General features: G+C 74.2%; 15 protein-coding genes. 11 read left to right on the forward strand and 4 right to left on the reverse strand.

Annotated elements, in window-relative coordinates; genetic code table 11:
* The first annotated feature begins 6 nt into the window (after nt 1-6).
* The 7 genes from ACGFYY_RS31610 to ACGFYY_RS31640 are packed head-to-tail and all read left to right on the forward strand — an operon-like array spanning nt 7 to nt 8,457.
* Nucleotides 7-879: an alpha/beta fold hydrolase gene (locus tag ACGFYY_RS31610; RefSeq protein WP_393714648.1), complete on the forward strand. Its 873-nt coding sequence runs from the start codon at nt 7-9 to the stop codon at nt 877-879.
* 2 nt (nt 880-881) lie between these two features.
* Nucleotides 882-2,057 carry a glycosyltransferase gene (locus ACGFYY_RS31615; protein WP_393714700.1) on the forward strand — a complete coding sequence of 392 codons (1,176 nt, stop codon included), beginning with the start codon at nt 882-884 and terminating at the stop codon, nt 2,055-2,057.
* Complete coding sequence (locus tag ACGFYY_RS31620) at nt 2,054-3,919, forward strand: methyltransferase domain-containing protein (protein ID WP_393714650.1); 1,866 nt, start codon at nt 2,054-2,056, stop codon at nt 3,917-3,919. The genes ACGFYY_RS31615 and ACGFYY_RS31620 overlap by 4 nt, the downstream gene beginning before the upstream one ends.
* Nucleotides 3,916-4,929: a galactokinase gene (locus tag ACGFYY_RS31625; RefSeq protein ID WP_393714652.1), complete on the forward strand. Its 1,014-nt coding sequence runs from the start codon at nt 3,916-3,918 to the stop codon at nt 4,927-4,929. The genes ACGFYY_RS31620 and ACGFYY_RS31625 overlap by 4 nt, the downstream gene beginning before the upstream one ends.
* 47 nt (nt 4,930-4,976) lie before the next feature.
* Nucleotides 4,977-6,239, forward strand: coding sequence for an alkaline phosphatase family protein (locus ACGFYY_RS31630; RefSeq protein WP_393714654.1), 1,263 nt, complete (start codon nt 4,977-4,979; stop codon nt 6,237-6,239).
* Nucleotides 6,240-6,261: 22 nt separating this feature from the next.
* Nucleotides 6,262-7,524 carry an MFS transporter gene (locus ACGFYY_RS31635; protein ID WP_393714656.1) on the forward strand — a complete coding sequence of 421 codons (1,263 nt, stop codon included), beginning with the start codon at nt 6,262-6,264 and terminating at the stop codon, nt 7,522-7,524.
* A gap of 9 nt (nt 7,525-7,533) precedes the next feature.
* A complete protein-coding gene (locus tag ACGFYY_RS31640) occupies nt 7,534-8,457 on the forward strand; it encodes an SDR family oxidoreductase (RefSeq protein ID WP_365265289.1) in 924 nt (307 codons plus the stop codon).
* A gap of 13 nt (nt 8,458-8,470) precedes the next feature.
* On the opposite strand, the gene ACGFYY_RS31645 is transcribed toward ACGFYY_RS31640, so the two are convergent.
* Entirely contained in the window at nt 8,471-9,235 is a 765-nt protein-coding gene (locus ACGFYY_RS31645) for a TetR/AcrR family transcriptional regulator (protein ID WP_393714658.1), read from the reverse strand.
* A gap of 96 nt (nt 9,236-9,331) precedes the next feature.
* On the opposite strand from ACGFYY_RS31645, the gene ACGFYY_RS31650 reads away from it, so the two are divergent.
* A complete protein-coding gene (locus tag ACGFYY_RS31650) occupies nt 9,332-11,593 on the forward strand; it encodes an excinuclease ABC subunit UvrA (protein ID WP_365265285.1) in 2,262 nt (753 codons plus the stop codon).
* 67 nt (nt 11,594-11,660) lie between these two features.
* Complete coding sequence (locus ACGFYY_RS31655; protein ID WP_393714660.1) at nt 11,661-12,353, forward strand: TetR/AcrR family transcriptional regulator; 693 nt, start codon at nt 11,661-11,663, stop codon at nt 12,351-12,353.
* A gap of 4 nt (nt 12,354-12,357) precedes the next feature.
* On the opposite strand, the gene ACGFYY_RS31660 is transcribed toward ACGFYY_RS31655, so the two are convergent.
* Nucleotides 12,358-13,620, reverse strand: a complete 1,263-nt coding sequence (locus ACGFYY_RS31660; RefSeq protein WP_393714662.1) for an enoyl-CoA hydratase/isomerase family protein — start codon at nt 13,618-13,620, stop codon at nt 12,358-12,360.
* Here ACGFYY_RS31660 and ACGFYY_RS31665 point away from each other — a divergent pair.
* The gene (locus tag ACGFYY_RS31665) at nt 13,514-14,077 is read left to right on the forward strand and encodes a dihydrofolate reductase family protein (RefSeq protein ID WP_365265279.1); all 564 of its coding nucleotides are present in this window, start codon (nt 13,514-13,516) and stop codon (nt 14,075-14,077) included. The genes ACGFYY_RS31660 and ACGFYY_RS31665 overlap by 107 nt on opposite strands.
* Here the strand turns inward: ACGFYY_RS31665 and ACGFYY_RS31670 are convergent.
* Nucleotides 14,062-14,814, reverse strand: coding sequence for an AraC family transcriptional regulator (locus ACGFYY_RS31670; protein ID WP_393714702.1), 753 nt, complete (start codon nt 14,812-14,814; stop codon nt 14,062-14,064). The two genes, ACGFYY_RS31665 and ACGFYY_RS31670, sit on opposite strands and share 16 nt — an antisense overlap.
* A gap of 54 nt (nt 14,815-14,868) precedes the next feature.
* On the opposite strand from ACGFYY_RS31670, the gene ACGFYY_RS31675 reads away from it, so the two are divergent.
* Nucleotides 14,869-16,113, forward strand: coding sequence for an MFS transporter (locus tag ACGFYY_RS31675; protein ID WP_393714664.1), 1,245 nt, complete (start codon nt 14,869-14,871; stop codon nt 16,111-16,113).
* Here ACGFYY_RS31675 and ACGFYY_RS31680 read toward each other — a convergent pair.
* Entirely contained in the window at nt 16,013-16,573 is a 561-nt protein-coding gene (locus ACGFYY_RS31680; RefSeq protein ID WP_393714666.1) for a DUF6434 domain-containing protein, read from the reverse strand. The genes ACGFYY_RS31675 and ACGFYY_RS31680 overlap by 101 nt on opposite strands.
* Nucleotides 16,574-16,672: the final 99 nt, after the last annotated feature.

A 16,672-nucleotide genomic window follows, 5' to 3' on the forward strand; every position in this document is an offset into this window, starting at 1 on the left:
CCGGTCATGGCCTTCGTCCACGCGGGCTCCCTCCGCTTCCACGTCCAGCGGCTCCCGGCCACCGCCGGCGCCGCCGCCCCCGATCGGCCCGTCGTGGTGTTCCTGCACGGGCTGGTGGTCGACAACCTGTCGTCCTTCTACTGCCCCTTGGCCGTGCCGGTGGCCCGGTCCGGCCACGAGGTGGTCCTCTACGACCTGCGCGGCCACGGCCGCACCGAACGTCCCGGGTCCGGCTACGACAGCCGCAGCGCCGTACGGGACCTCTTCGCCCTGCTCGGCGCGCTGGACCTCGGGCGACGACCGGTCCACCTGGTCGGCAACAGCTACGGCGGGACCCTCGCCCTGCACGCCGCCCTGGCCCGGCCCGACCTGGTCACCGGGCTCACCCTCCTCGAACCGCCGCTCGGCGGCGCCTGGGTGGAGAACATGGTGGACACCCTGTCGGCCGCCGCGCTGAGCCTGGAGGACAGTACGGTCCCGACCGAGCTGCTCACCCTGCGGCTGCGCAAGGCCGCCAACCTGACGGCCATCGCCGACGCCCTGCTCAACCGCACCACGCTCATCGACGACATCGCGGCGAGCCGTGTCTTCACCGCGGCGGAATACGCCCGGCTGCGCTGCCCGGTCCTGGTCGTCTGCGGCGAACACTCCGAACTGCTGCCGGGCGGCCGGGAACTGGCGCACCACGCCCCGCACGGCGTGCTGCGGATCCTGCCGGATCTGGGGCACGACGTCCTGAAGGAGACCAGCGGTGTCCTACGGGAGACCGTGCTCGCCCATCTCGACGCGACGGCCGAAGCGACGGCCGGTACGACCGCCGGTGCGACGGCCGGCGTGGCGACGGCGGCATGGCCGCGGGCGGGAGCGCTGGTCCCGTGAGGGTGCTGTTCACCGTGCCGCCGCTGGCGGGGCACGTCAATCCGACCGTGGCCGTCGGGGCCGAACTGGTCGCCCGGGGGCATGAGATCGCCTGGACCGGACCGCCCTCGGCGCTGGCCCGGCTCCTGCCCGCGCAGGCCCGGATCCTGCCCGCCGGGGAGGAACTGGGCGCCGGCGGGTACGCGGCGCTGCACGACAGCTGGCGCGATCTGCGGGGGGTCGGCGCACTGCGGTTCCTGTGGGAGGAGGCACTGGTGCCGCTGGCCCGGGCGATGGTGCCGGGGGTCGCCCGGGCCGTCCGTGCCTTCGGGCCGGACGTGCTGGTCGCCGACCAGCAGGCTTTGGCCGGGCCGCTGGCGGCCCGGCGGCTCGGTGTCCCGTGGGTGACGTCGGCCAGCACCTCGGCCGAGCTGACCCGGCCCTTCGCGGACTTCCCGAAGGTCGGGGAGTGGGTGGCCGGGCAGATCTCGGGCCTGCTCGCCGAGTTCGGCGCCGCCCGGGATCCGGTGAGGGGGGCGGGCTGGGACCCGCGCTTCTCCGAGCGGCTGGTGCTGGTCTTCTCCACGCCCGAACTCGTGGGCACGGCAGCGGACTTCCCGCCCCACTACGCCTTCGTGGGACCGGCCTTCGGGGCCCGTCCGGCAGCGCCCGGATTCCCCTGGCAGCGGCTGGACCCGGCGCGGCGACGGGTGCTGGTGTCCCTGGGCACCCTCAACCAGGCGGCCGGGGCCCGGTTCTACGGGGCGGTGCTGGGCGCCGCCGAACGGCTGGCCGACCAGGTCCAGTTCGTCCTGGCGGCGCCCGCCGCCCTGATCGGGGACGTACCGGACCACATGCTGCTCCAGGAGAGCGTCCCGCAGCTGGAGCTGCTGCCGCACCTGGACGCTGTGGTGTGCCACGCGGGCCACAACACGGTCTGCGAGGCCCTCGCGCACGGGCTGCCGCTGGTCGTCGCCCCGATCCGGGACGACCAGCCCATCGTGGCCCGGCAGGTGACCCTGGCCGGGGCCGGCGTCCGGGTGCGGTTCGGCCGGACCCGGGCCGAGGAACTGCGAGACGCGCTCACCGCCGTGCTGGACGACCCCGGCCCCCGCCGGGCCGCCCGCCGGATCCAGGCCTCATTCGCCGCGGCGGGCGGGGCCGCCGCCGCGGCCGACCGGTTGGAGAAACTGCTATGACGCCTCCCCCGCTCCCCCGGGTCCCCTGGACCTCCGTCCTGTTACTGGCCGCCCTCGGCGCGGGCACCGTGCGCGCCAGGCGCCGGCTGCGGGCGATCCCGGTACTGCCGCCGACCCCGCCCGCGGCGGCCGGGGTGCCGCGCGCCGCCGGGTGGCGGCTGCTCACCGCCCGGGGGGTCGAGCCGGACCCGGCCACCTTCCTCACCGCCTGCGCGTACGCCGAGGCGGAGGGCCTGCGGGTGCTCGACCTGCTGCCCGCCGACCTGCCGGCCGAGCGGGCGCTGGGGCTGCTGCGGCTGGTCGACCCGGCCCGGTACCGGCAGGACCGGCTCGCCGCGGGCCGGGGTGCCGGGTTCGCCGTGCTCGTCACCGAGGAGGTGCTGGCCCGGGCCGAGGTGGATCCGGGTGGACCGCGCCCGGGTCCGGCGGAACTCCTGGCGCTGACCCGCCGGTTGAAGGAGTACGCCGCCGACGCCACGGGGCTGGCCATCGCCCCCGGTCTCACCTGTGGCGGGGTCGGGGATCCCGGGGGGCCGGCGCGGGCCGCCGAGTTGCGGGCCCAGGGGCTGCCGCCGGGGGCGCTGGCCGCCGCGCAGCTCGGCGGGCTGGCGCTGCTGGCGGGGGTCGCCGCGCGTCAGGGCCCGTGGGGCGCCGCCGCGGCCGGGCTGTACTGGCTCCAGCCGTCCCTGGTCCTCGGCGGTCGGCGCTCTCCGCTGCGGCCGGCCGGCCTGGGTCGGGCCACGGCGGCCCGGCCGGTGCGCTCCCTCGCCGCGGGCCTGCGTACGGCCGCGGCCGCCGGCCGGGACACCCCGTCGGACGGTGCGGCGGAGGCCGCGCGGGCAGCCGCGTACCGGGCGGACCTGGTGGCGGGCGTCGACCGGTTCCTCGAACCGCGCCGGGCGAACTGCCCGTGGTGCGGCTCCGACCGGCTCTCCGTCCAGGTCCGGGTGCCGGACCTGCTCCAGGGCAAGCCGGGCCGGTTCACGCTGGAGCGGTGCGGGGAGTGCCGGCACGTCTTCCAGAACCCCCGACTGACCCTGGAGGGGCTGGAGTTCTACTACCGGGACTTCTACGACGGGCGCGGCGGCGAGGGCACCGGCGTCGTCTTCGGCACTCAGGGCGCCGCCTACCGGGGGCGCGCCGAGATGCTCCTCCCGCACGCCGACCCGGCGTCCTGGCTCGATGTCGGCACCGGGCACGGCCACTTCTGCAACGCGGCGCGCGAAGTCTGGCCGCGGACCCGGTTCGACGGGCTCGACATGGGCGAGGGGGTGCGCGAGGCGGAGCGGCGCGGCTGGGTGGAGACCGGATACCTGGGCCAGTTCCCGGAGTTCGCCTCGAAGCTGGCGGGCCAGTACGAGGTGGTCAGCATGTACCACTACCTGGAGCACACCCGGGAGCCGCTCGCCGAGTTGGACGCGGCGGCCACCGTCCTGGCCCCCGGCGGGTTGCTGGCCATCGAGCTGCCCGATCCGGAGTCGCGGATGGCCCGGCTCGTCGGGCCGTTCTGGCTGCCCTGGTTCCAGCCCCAGCACCAGCACCTGATGCCCGCGGCCAATCTGCGCGAGGCGCTGGCCGACCGGGGGTTCACCGTGGTGGCCGAGGAGCACGGACCGGCCCACCAGGGCAATGACTTCTTCGGCGCGGTGGCCCTCGCGGCGACGCGGCTGTCCCCGGATCCGGACCGGCCGTGGGGCCCGGGGTCGACTCCGCGTGCCCGGCTGCTCGCCCACGCCGTACGGGTGGTCGCGCTGCCGTGCTTCGCCGCCGCGGCGGCGTTCGACGCGGTGCGCGCGGCGGCGGCCCGGCGTACGGACGGCGGGAACGCCTACCGGATGCTGGCCCGCAAGGACATGCCGTGACGGGCGCGGAACCGGTCGGTGTCGCGGTGAGGTCCGGGGCCGGCGGTGGTACCGGGGCCGAGCCCGGACCCACCCCCGCCGGCGCCCGCGGCACCGGCACCGCCGACCGAGCCGGGGGCGACCTGGCCCGGCGGGCGACGGCCGATCCGCTGTACCGCCTCGTCGCCTACGCCCTGGAGGCCGCGCACGGACGGCCCCCGGCCGCCGTGTGGAGCGCCCCGTACGCCTTCCACCTGGGCTCCCCCGGGCTGGTCGCGGCGGCCGGCTGGCCCACGGCGGCCGCCGCGGCCCCGCGTAGGGACGGGCTGGTGCGGCTCAGCTCCCTCGGCCATCCGGCGGACAGCTGCGATCTGCCGCTGACCCTGTCCGGGCCGCCGCCCGCCGCCCCCGCCTGGGCGGTCCGGCCGTACGCCGTGCTACGGGCGCTGGCCCGGGCCGGGTACGGCCTCGGCGGGACCGACCTGCACGTACAGGGCTCGCTGACGGGTGCGGCCGGGCTGGCCACGGCGGAGCCGTCGGACTGCGCCGTGGCGCTGGCGGTGGCCGACGTCCACACGGCGGCGGGTGCGCGACCGGACCGCGAGCGGCTGGCCCGGCTGCTGGCCGGAGCACTCCCGGACGGGGACGACGGACTGCGCCGGGCGGTGCTCTTCGCCCGGGCCGGCCGGGCCCTGCTGCTGAGCGCGCGGCCCGGGCGGCGCCGGCGCCACGTCGCCTTCGACCCGGCGGCCTCGGGAGCGCGGCTGGTACTGGTCGCCGTACGCGGGGAGGCGGCGGACCGACCGCGGGAACTGGCGCGGGCCGTCGCCTGCGCCCGCCGGGCCGGGGCACTGAGCGCCTGGCCTCCCGGGCCGGGGCCAGAGCCGGGGCGGAGCGTGCTGGTGCTGCTCCCCGCGTCCCGGACGGCGGCGGTGCGGGCCGCGGTGGCGGAGGACTTCCGCGACCGGGGGCGGCCCGTACCGCGGTTCCTGAACATCGCCGTGGCCGGTGCGGCCCGGCGCGAGGAATGAGCACGCCCCGGGGCCTGACCCGGACGACACCGAGGAGGACGACACCCATGCCCACCCTTCGACCCTCACCGACGGCGCGCGCGAGACGCGGGGCCCGATGGCCGGCGCTCGTGGCCGGGATCGGCGCGCTCGGCCTGCTGGGCGCCTTCACCGTGGCCAACTCCCAGGCCGCCGTGCCCGGTTCCGTGCCTGCGCCGGCCGCGGCCGCCGCGCTGCCCACCTACGACCACGTGGTGGTCGTCGTGTACGAGAACAAGCAGTACGGGGAGATCATCGGCAGCGCGAACGCCCCGTACATCAACCAGTTGGCGAACGGCGGCGCGAGCCTGACCGGGATGAAGGCGCTGACCCACCCCAGCCAGCCGAACTACTTCAACCTCTTCTCCGGCGCCACCCAGGGCATCACGGGCGACGGTTGCTACACCCCGCAGTCGATGTCGGCGCCGAACCTCGGCCAGGAGCTGATCGCGGCCGGCAAGACCTTCGCGACGTACAACGAGGATCTCCCGAGCGAGGGGTCCACGGCCTGCACGAACGGCCAGTACGCGCAGAAGCACAACCCGTGGTTCGCCTTCAAGAACGTACCGCTGAACACGGGCAAGACGTGGGCGCAGTTCCCCCGGAACGACTTCGCGGCCCTGCCGAGCCTCTCCTTCGTGGTCCCCAACCAGTGCAACGACATGCACTCGTGCTCGGTGGGCACGGGTGACACCTGGACCCGGAACAACCTCGACGCCTACGCGCAGTGGGCGAAGGCCAACAACAGCCTGCTGGTGCTGACCTGGGACGAGGACAACTACCTGGGCTCGAACCAGATCGCCACCGTCTTCCACGGCGCGAAGGTCAAGACGGGCCGGTACGCGACGGCCTTCAACCACCACCATCTGCTGCGGACCTTCGAGGACCTCTTCGGGACGGCGACGCACGCGGGCAACGCGGCGAACGTCGCGCCGATCACCGAGGTGTTCGACACCTCGACGAACCCGACACCCACCCCGACCCCGACCCCGACCCCGACACCGACCCCCACCCCCACGCCGACCTCGGGCGGTCTGCAGCTGGCCAGTCCCGGCCCGCAGACCTGCAAGTTCAACCAGTCCTGCACCATCCAGCTCACCGCCACCGGCGGCAGACCTCCGGTCCGGTACGCGGCCACCGGCCTGCCCTGGGGCCTGAGCGTCGACGCCGGCACCGGCCGGATCAGCGGCAAACCGTGGGGCAGCGGCACGGTCCAGATCACGGCGACCGCGACCGACTCCACGGGCACCACCGTCACCGCCGCGTTCCCGCTCACCGTCAACTGGTTCTGACCGGCCGATCCTGGAGGCATCCGTGTACCTGTCGACCAGCCGGGCCTCGGACATCGCGTCCGGGGACGCCCCCGCCCCGAAGGGCCCGCTGCGGGCCGTCCCCGGCACGGTGTTCGCCCTCGGGCTGGTCAGCCTGGTCACGGACGTCTCCGCCGAGATGGTCACCGCCGTCCTGCCGTTGTACCTGATGGCCGGTCTCGGCATGTCCCCGCTCGCGTTCGGCGCCCTGGACGGTCTGCACCAGGGCGCCACCGCGGTACTGCGCCTCGCCGGCGGGCGGATCGCCGACCGCACCCGGCGCCACAAGCTCGTCGCGGGCACCGGATACGCGCTGTCCGCCGCCTGCAAGGCGGCCCTGCTCGCCGTCGCCACCCCCTGGTCGGTGGCGGCGGTGCTCGCCGCCGACCGGACCGGCAAGGGCCTGCGCACCGCCCCGCGCGATGCGCTGATCTCGCTATCGGTCCCGCCGGGCGAACAGGGCCGGGCCTTCGGGGTGCACCGCGCGTTGGACACGGCGGGCGCCCTGCTGGGGCCGCCGGCCGCGTTCGGGGTGCTGTGGGTGGCGGTGGACGGCTACGAGGCCGTGTTCACCGTGAGCTGCTGCGTCGCCGTCCTGGGCGTGGTGCTGCTGGCCCTGTTCGTCCGGGAGGCTCCGGCGGCCGGCTCGGCCCCGGCCCGGGCGGCGCGCCCCGCCCCGCCCCCGGTACGGACCCTGCTGTGCCTGCCCGGCCTGCGGGGGCTCTGTCTGACCGCGGCCGTGCTCGGCCTGTTCACGGTCGGCGACGCCTTCCTCTACCTGCTGCTCCAGCGCCGGCTGGACCTGTCGGCCGCGTACTTCCCGCTGCTGCCCGGCGGCACGGCGGCCGTGTTCCTGCCGGCCGCGCTGCCGGTGGGCCGGCTCGCCGACCGGCTGGGCCGACGTCGGGTCTTCCTCGGCGGGCACGTGCTGCTGCTCGGCGCCTTCCTGCTGCTCCTGGCGCCGGTACCGGCCGGGGCGCCCCTGGTCGTCGGTGTGCTCGTGGCGCTCGGCCTGTTCTACGCGGCCACCGACGGGGTACTGATGGCCGCCGCGGGGCCGCTGCTGCCCGCCGGGCTGCGCACGACCGGGCTCGCGGTGCTGCAGACCTCCCAGGCGCTGGCCCGGTTCGCGGGCTCCCTCCTGTTCGGTTCCACCTGGACCCTGTGGGGGCCGGGCGCGGCGCTGGGGCTGGCGGCGGCGGGGCTGCTGCTGTCGCTGGTGGGGGTCGCCGTGTTCGGCGGGGCCCGGGCGAGGCGACCGTCGTAGGGTCGGGCCATGCCGGAAACACAGCGAACTCTCGAAGGCAAGGTGGCCCTGGTGGCCGGGGCGACGCGCGGCGCCGGCCGGGGCATCGCGGTCCAGTTGGGCGCGCGGGGTGCGACCGTGTACGTGTCGGGGCGCAGCACCCGGGGCAGGCGCTCTGAGTACGACCGGCCCGAGACGATCGAGGAGACGGCCGAGCTGGTCACTGCGGCGGGCGGCCGCGGCATCGCGGTGGTCGCGGACCATCTGGTGCCGGCGGAGGTCGAGGCCCTGGTGGGGCGGATCGACGCGGAACAGGGTCGGCTGGACGTGCTGGTCAACGACATCTGGGGCGGCGAGCTGCTCTTCGAGTGGGAGAGCACGGTCTGGGAGCACGACCTGGACAAGGGATTGCGGCTGCTGCGGCTGGCCGTGGAGACCCATGCCGTCACCAGCCACTTCGCGGTGCCGTTGCTGCTGCGCGAGCCGGGCGGGCTGGTGGTGGAGATGACGGACGGCACCGCCGAGTACAACGCGGCCAACTACCGGGTGTCGTTCTTCTACGACATCGCGAAGTCCTCTGTGCTGCGGATGGCGTTCGCGCTGGGGCACGAGCTGGGGCCGCGTGGGGCGACGGCGGTGGCGCTGACCCCGGGCTGGCTGCGGTCGGAGATGATGCTGGACACCTTCGGTGTGACGGAGGCGAACTGGCGGGACGCCCTCACGAAGGTCCCGCACTTCGCGATCTCCGAGACCCCGTCGTTCGTGGGCCGGGCGGTCGCTGCGCTCGCCGCGGATCCGGAGGTGGCCCGCTGGAACGGCGCGTCCCTCTCCAGCGGGCAGCTCGCGCAGGTGTACGGCTTCACGGACCTGGACGGCAGCCGGCCCGACTGCTGGCGCTACATGGTCGAGGTCCAGGACCCGGACCGCCCGGCGGACACCACGGGTTATCGCTGAGGGGTCCGGGCCTTCACCGCGTCGGGCGTGAGTCGATCAGGCGGGCCAGGCCGTCCAGGACGCACCGGAGGCCGAAGCTCCAGAGGGTCTGCGGGTGGTATCCGGCGACCGTGGCGCCCACGCGGCCGGCGAGCGGGTAGCGCTCGGGGTCCAGCGCCCGTCCCAGGAAGGGCTCGCTGACGGCCCACCAGTCCTCCTGGCTCTGGCGGCTGTTGTGCGCCGCGTCGTCGGCGACCCCCAGGGCGTGCGCGTGGACGAAGCCGAGGAGGTGGGTCAGGCCCGCGTCCATCTCGACGTCGGTGAGGCCGATGGCGTCGAAGGCGGCCAGTTCGTACTCGTACTTCCCGATGACCCCGGGCCCCAGTGGCGGGCGGGTGATCGCCAGGTCCGCGATCCAGGGGTGGCGGGCGAGCAGGTCCCGATTGTCCTCGGCCACGTGGGTGACCTTGGTCTGCCACGGGTCGCGCGCGTCGGGCGGCCGGCGTTCCATCCGCGCGTACGCCTCGTCCAGCATGAGGTCGAGCAGTTCGGCCTTGCCGGGAACGTACGTGTAGAGGGTCATGGGTGTCACGGCCAGCCGTTGGGCCAGTGCCCGCATGGTGAGCGCGGCCAGACCGGCCTCGTCGGCGAGCTCGGTCGCCGCCCGGACCACGGCGTCGACGGTGAGGCCCTGTCGCGGGCCGCGGCGGCCGGGCGGAGCCGGCGGCTGTCCCCGATCCCGCCAGAGCAGCTCCAGCGTGCGGGCGGGGTCGCCCGCCCCACTGCGGTCCTTCGCCATGGGTGGTCCTCCGATGCTGCGCGGCAAATAACTCACTACACCGTATAGAGTACAGTGTATAAAGTAAGCTCGAAACACCGCCACGCGAGGAGTTCCGTGCAGATCGCCGCCGACAGCCATCAGGTCATCCAGGTCCGCGGAGCGCGGGAGAACAACCTGACCGACATCTCCCTCGACATCCCCAAGCGCCGACTCACCGTCTTCACCGGCGTCTCCGGCTCCGGCAAGTCCTCCCTCGTCTTCGGCACCATCGCCGCCGAGTCGCAGCGGATGATCAACGAGACGTACACCGCCTTCATCCAGTCCTTCCTGCCGAGCCAGGGCAGGCCCGACGTGGACGGGCTGCACAACCTGAGCGCCGCCATCGTCGTCGACCAGGAGCGGATGGGCGCCAACTCCCGTTCCACGGTCGGTACCGCCACCGACGCCTCCACCATGTTGCGCATCGTCTTCTCCCGCCTCGGAGCCCCGCGCATCGGCGCGTCCACCGCCTTCAGCTTCAACTCCCCGGACGGCATGTGCCCGCACTGCGAGGGCATCGGACAGGTCTCCGACATCGACGTCGACCAGCTGGTGGACCGTGAACTCTCCCTCAACGAGGGGGCGATCAGCGTCCCCGGCTTCGCCGTGGACACCTGGTACTGGCAGAACATGGTCAACTCCGGCTTCTACTCCGCCGACGTCAAGCTCAAGGACTTCACCGAGCAGGAGTGGGCCGACTTCCTGCACATGGGCCCGGTGAAGGTGAAGTCCGGCTCCGCCAACTACACCTACGAGGGTCTGGTCACGAAGATCCGGCGGACGTACCTGTCCAAGGACCGCGAGGCGATGCAGGCCCACATCAGGGCCTTCGTCGACCGCGCCGTGGGGTTCACCGACTGCCCCGACTGCGGCGGCACGCGCCTGTCCGCGGCGGCGCTGTCCTCGCGCGTCCACGGGATGAACATCGCCGAATGCTCCGCGATGCAGATCAGCGACCTGGCCTCGTTCGTCCGCCGGATCGAGGACCCCGGCGTGGCCCCGCTCCTCGCCGGCCTGCGGGATCTGCTCGACTCCCTCGTCGAGATCGGCCTGGGGTACCTCAGCCTGGACCGCCCCTCCGGCACCCTGTCGGGCGGCGAGGCCCAGCGGGTCAAGATGGTGCGACACCTGGGGTCCTCGCTCACGGACGTCACGTACGTCTTCGACGAGCCGACCACCGGCCTGCACCCGCACGACATCCGCCGCATGAACGACCTCCTGCTGCAGCTGCGCGACAAGGGCAACACCGTGCTGGTCGTGGAGCACAAGCCCGAGGTCATCGCGATCGCCGACCACGTCGTCGACCTCGGTCCGGGCGCGGGCACGGCCGGCGGGCGGCTCTGCTACACCGGGGACGTGGCCGGGCTGCGCGCCTCCGGAACCCTCACCGGGCGCCATCTCGGTCACCGGGCACGGCTGCGGGAGGCGGTACGCACCCCGCGCGGGCACCTGTCGATCAAGGACGCCGACCTGCACAACCTGAAGGACGTCAGCGTCGAGGTGCCGCTGGGGGTGCTGACGGTGGTGACCGGGGTCGCCGGGTCGGGCAAGAGCTCGCTGATCCACGGGTACCTGGCCCGCCGGGACGGGGTGGTGGTGGCCGACCAGTCGCCGATCCGCGGCTCGCGCCGGTCAAATCCGGCCACCTACACCGGCCTGCTGGGGCCGATCAGGACGGCCTTCGCCAAGGCCAACGGGGTCAAGGCCGCTCTGTTCAGCGCCAACTCGGAAGGCGCCTGCCCGAAGTGCAACGGCCTCGGGCTGGTCTACACGGACCTGGCGATGATGGCCGCGGTGGCCTCGGTCTGCGAGGAGTGCGAGGGCCGCCGGTTCACACCCGAGGTGCTGACCTACCGGCTGCGCGGCAAGAACATCGGTGAGGTGCTCGACATGTCGGTCGCGGAGGCCCACACGTTCTTCCCCACCGGTCAGGCGCGTGCGGTCCTCGGCCGGCTGGCCGACGTCGGCCTCCCGTACCTGCGGCTCGGACAGCCGCTCAACACCCTGTCCGGCGGTGAACGGCAGCGGCTCAAGCTCGCCATCAGCATGGCCGAGAAGTCCTCGACGTACATCCTGGACGAGCCGACGACCGGCCTGCACATGGCCGATGTGGACAAGCTGCTGGCCCTGCTGGACCGGCTCGTCGACGACGGGAACTCGGTGATCGTCATCGAGCACCACCAGGCCGTGATGGCGCACGCCGACTGGCTGATCGACATCGGCCCGGGCGGCGGCCACGCCGGCGGCGAGGTCGTCTTCGAGGGCACGCCGGCGGACCTGGTGGCCGGGTCGGACACCCTGACCGCCCGTCACCTACGCGAGTACGTGGGCGCGTAGCGCGGCGCCACCGGACGCCGTACGCCGGCCCGCGTACGGCGTTCGCACCGTCGGTTAGGCTGGCGGTATGTCAGCAGACGAGCGGACACGCCCCCGCCGCGAGCAGCGGCAGCCGGCGCTCAGCCGGGCCCGGATCGTCGCGGCGGCCGTCCGGCTCCTCGACGCCGAGGGCGTCGAGGAGCTCAGCATGCGCAAGCTCGGGACCGGGATGGGCGCCGCCGCCACCTCCCTGTACCGGCATGTGAGCGGGAAGGACGAGCTGATCGGGCTGGTCCTCGACGAGGTGTACGGCGAGTGGGAGGTGCCCGGGGCGGCGAGCGCGGGCGAGTGGCGCGAGGCCGTCTCCCGCAGCGGGCACGACCTGCGCGCGATGGCCTTGCGGCACCCCTGGGTGGCCTCGGTGATCGGCCGGGTGGGGCCGGGGAACCTCGGCCCGAACCTGACGCGCGTGTCGGAGCGGATGCTGGCGCTCTTCCGGACGGGTGGTTTCCCGGCGGACGAGGCGGATCCCGCCATGAGGGCGGTCATCTCCTACGTGGTGGGCGCCACGACCGGCGAGGCCGCCCACCTCTCGTTGCTCGCCCGCAGCGGGCAGGGCGAGCGGGAGTGGTCGGGCGGCCCGCGTCCGGCCGCCGGTGGGGCACGCGCCGAGCGCGCGGCGCAGGAGGGCCGGGACCCGCGGAAGCTGCGGGAGGAGAACTTCGACTACGGACTCCAGCGGGTCCTGGACGGCCTGGAGACGCGGCTCAGCCGCGGCTGAGGTCTCAGGGCGGCGGGAGGCGCAGTTCTCGGTCCTCCCCGAGCGGGACGAAGAAGCGCTCCACGTCCGCACCGCTCACCTCGGCCAGGGTGGCCGGGGACCACCGCGGAGCGCGGTCCTTGTCGACGACCTGTGCCCGGATGCCCTCGACCAGGTCGGGCGCGGCCAGCGCGTTGCAGGAGATCCGGAACTCCTGGACCAGCACCCGCTCCAGCGGGCCGAGTGCCACCGCCCGGCGCAGCGCGGCGAGGGTGACCTTGAGGGCGGTCGGCGACTTGGCCAGGATCGTCTCGGCGGCCTCCTTGGCGGCGGGCTCGCCGTGGCCGAGCAGCTGTTCCACGACCTCCTCGACGGTGTCGGCCGCGTAGCAGTGGTCGATCCAGCCGCGCCGGTCGGCGAGTTCACCGGGCCCGGTGGTGGCGGCGTACCGCGGGAGCACCTCGTGGGCGGGCGCCCCGGCCAGGGCGGCGGTCAGTTCCGGGAGCCGGTCGGCCGGTACGAAGTGGTCGGCGAGCCCGCACAGCAGCGCGTCGGCGGCGCCGACCGCGGTACCGGTGAGGGCGAGGTGGGTGCCGAGTTCGCCGGGCGCGCGGCCGAGCAGGTACGTGCCGCCGACGTCGGGGACGAAGCCGATGCCGGTCTCGGGCATGGCGACGCGGGAGCGTTCGGTGACGATCCGGACCGAGCCGTGGGCGGAGACGCCGACGCCGCCGCCCATGGTGATGCCGTTCATGAGGGCGACGTACGGCTTGGGGTAGCGGGCGATGCGGGCGTTCAGCCGGTACTCGTCGCGCCAGAAACCGGCCGAGGCGGTGTTCCCGGCCTTGGCGTCGTCGTGGATGGCCCGGATGTCCCCGCCCGCGCACAGGCCACGTTCACCGGCGCCGTGGATCAGGACCTGCTGGACGGCGGGATCGTCCGCCCACGCGGCGAGCTGCTCGTCGATGCGCATCACCATGGGGTGGGTGAGGGCGTTGAGGGCTCTGGGGCGGTTGAGGGTGATCACCCCGGTCCGGCCGTCGGTGTGGAACAGCACGGTGTGCGCTTCTTCGGCCCGCGGGTCTTCGGCCTGTGCGTCTACGGTCTTCACACCGGCCAGTATCACCGCGGCCCGCGCCGCTCCCACCGCCGGGCGCTCGTGGGGCGTAGCGTGCTCGGTCATGCGGAAGATCGTGCTCATGGCGGGAGTGTCGCTCGACGGGTTCATCGAGGGGCCGGATCGGGACATCGGCTGGCACCAGGTCGACGAAGAGCTGCACCAGCACATGAACGACGTGCTCCGCTCGATGGGCGGTTTCCTCAGCGGCCGCGTGACGCACGAGCTGATGGCGGACTTCTGGCCGACCGCCGACGCCGATCCGGCGAACGCCGGTGCGGTGGCCGAGTTCGCGGAGATCTGGCGGTCCAAGCCCAAGTACGTGTACTCGCGCACCCTGCGGTCGGCCGAGTGGAACACCACGGTCGTGCGGGACGTCGTGCCCGAGGAGGTCGCCGCGCTCAAGGCGGCCCCGGGCGGCGACCTGACGCTGAGCGGGTCCGATCTCGCGGCCTCGTTCCTGCGCCAGGACCTCGTGGACGCGTACCGGATCTATGTGCACCCGGTGCGGATCGGGCGGGGCAAGCCGCTCTTCCCGACCCTCGACTACGCTCCGACGACCCTGCGGCACACCGACACCCACACCTTCGGCAACGGCGTGGTCCTGCTGCGCTACGAGCGGGCGTAGCTCCCCGGCGTGTGCCCGAAGGCCCGCCGGAACACGTCGATGAACGCGCTCGCCGAGGACCAACCGCAGCGGTGCGCGACCGCTGTCACGGGCAGCCCTGACGCGAGCAGCCGGAGGGCCTGGTGCAGCCGCAACTGGGTGCGCCACTGCGGGAAGGTCATGCCCAGCTCGGCGCGGAAGAGTCGGCTGAGGGTCCGTTCGCTCGCCCCCGCGCCCGCCCGTGCGCCGAGCGCGGCGAGTCCGCTCGGATCCGCCGGATCGGCGTGCAGCAGCGCGCACACCGCCGCGAGCCGCGGGTCGGTGGGCGCGGGCAGGTGCAGCGGCTGGAGCGGAGCGGCGCGCAGCTGATCGAGGAGGACGGCCAGCAGCCGGCGCCGCTCGGGGCTCTCGTCCCCGGCGGGGGCCCGGGTGTGGGCGAGGATCAGCTCCCGCAGCAGGGGTCCTACGGCGATCACGGCCGGCCGGTCGAGGGCCAGCGGGTTCAGGTGGGTCGGCAGCCCCACGCAGTGCAGGTCGGTACGGCCGAAGGCGCGATGCTCGTGCACCGTTCCGGCCGGGATCCACAGGGCGCGGGTCGCGGGGGCCACCCAGGTGCCCGCGTCGGTGGTGATCGACAGCACGCCGTGGCCCGCGTAGGCGATCTGGTGGTCGTCGTGGCGGTGGGGGTCGATGCCGACGTCCGTGTCGAGCTCACGGACGTTCGTCGGGGCTTTCGGCATGTGGCGGATTTTCTGCATCATCCGGCAATTTATCGGAAGCGCCACCCGGTCGCCGAGGGCGATTCTCGACCGGTGAAGACCAACCGACTCCGCATCGCCGCCTTCGCGGCCGGTCATTCCTGCGTGGACGTCTACCAGGGCGCCGTCGCCGCGCTCGTGCCCTTCCTCGTGGCCGAGCGCGCCTACGGATACGCCGCCGCGTCCGGGATCGTGCTCGCCGCCTCGCTGCTCTCCTCCGTGGCCCAGCCGCTCTTCGGCATGCTGACCGACCGGCGGCCGACGCCGTGGCTGCTCCCGCCGGCCACCGGCGCGGCCGGGCTGGGCATCGCGCTGATCGGGGTGGCACCCGGGTACCCGGCCACCGTGGCCGCCGTCGCCCTGTCGGGGTTGGGGGTCGCCGCGTACCATCCGGCGGCCGCGCGGCTGGTGCGTACCGCGACGGTCGGGTCGGGGAACTCGGCGATGAGCTGGTTCGCGCTCGGCGGCAACATCGGCTTCGCCTGCGCGCCGCTGCTGGTGGTGGGCGCCCTGGCGGTGCCGGAGCCGGCCGGCTGGTGGCTGCTGGCACTTCCGGCGGTGCTCGGGGCGGTGCTGAACCTGCCGCGTGGTGGCGGCTGGACGGGGCGCGGGCAGCCGGCGGACCCGGCCACGGCGGCAGCCGCGGAGCGTGCCGCCGAGGACCGGCCGGCTTTCGTGCGGCTCTCCCTGGTCGTGGTCCTGCGCTCCGTCGTCTTCATCGGCCTGAGCACCTTCATCGCCCTGTACGTGCGCGAGCGGGGCGGCGGGGAGACCGGTGGCGCGGTGGCCTTGTTCGCCCTGTTCGCGGGGAGCGCCGGCGGTACCCTGCTCGGCGGCCGGCTCGCGGACCGGTGGGGCAGGGTGACGACCGTGCGCCGGGCCTACGCGGCCGCCGTACCGGCCGTCGCCGGGATCCTGCTGCTGCCGCTGCCGCTGGTGTACGTCTGCGCGGTGCTCGCCGCCGTCGCGCTGTACGTGCCCTTCTCGCTGCAGGTCACCCTGGGGCAGGACTACCTCCCGACGCGGATGGGAACGGCGAGCGGGGTCACCCTCGGTCTGACCGTGAGCGTCGGCGGGCTGGCGAGTCCCGTCATCGGCGCGGTGGCGGACGCCGCCTCGCTGCGCGCGGCCCTGCTGCCGTTGGCCGTCCTGCCGGCGCTGGCATGGGTGCTGGCCCGGCGGTTGCCGGAGCCGGCGGTCAGTTCCGGGGGCGGGCCCGATGGTCCCGCCACGCCGCCAGGGCCTCGGCTCGGGCCCCGTCCGGGTGCTGGGCGTGCCAGGCCCGCAGGAACCGGTTGAGTTCGAACTGCGCGCCGATCTCCCGGGGTTCGGCCGCCCGCGTGCGGGTCGCGTGCCAGTGGGCGACGGCCTCGGCGAGGGTGTGGCCCGCGTGCCCGGCGATGTAGTCCCGCATGAAGGCGTCGAAGTGGAAGCCGGGACCGATCTCACGGACGAAGTACGCGCGCAGCACCTGGCTGCAGTTCTGGCCCGGCGGGATCACGGTCGAGCCGGTGACGGGGGCGGTGAGCCGGCGCCCGGGGCGGCGGGGTGCGGGCGCCGCCGGGGTGGTGGGCGCGGGGAGCCCGTCGAGCGCGGCGGCGAGCCGTGCGGTGACGGCGGCCTTGCCACCGCCCGCCGGGAGGCCCATCTCCCGTGCGAGCGAACTCAGTTCGTCCAGCGTCCAGTACCAGCGCAGCAGCTCCGACCCGGTCAGCGCGGACGTTGGAGCGGGCCTGGATTCCCCTGTATTCGTACTCACGTTCCCATCATAGAGGTGGGTGAATCCGGGGAAAGCGGCGGCGAGGCCCGGGGGGATCGACAGGACACCCCCTAGTAGGTTCGGGCCATATGCCCGCCT

Source organism: Streptomyces sp. NPDC048331, from assembly GCF_043201215.1.
Taxonomy (GTDB): Bacteria; Actinomycetota; Actinomycetes; order Streptomycetales; family Streptomycetaceae; genus Streptomyces.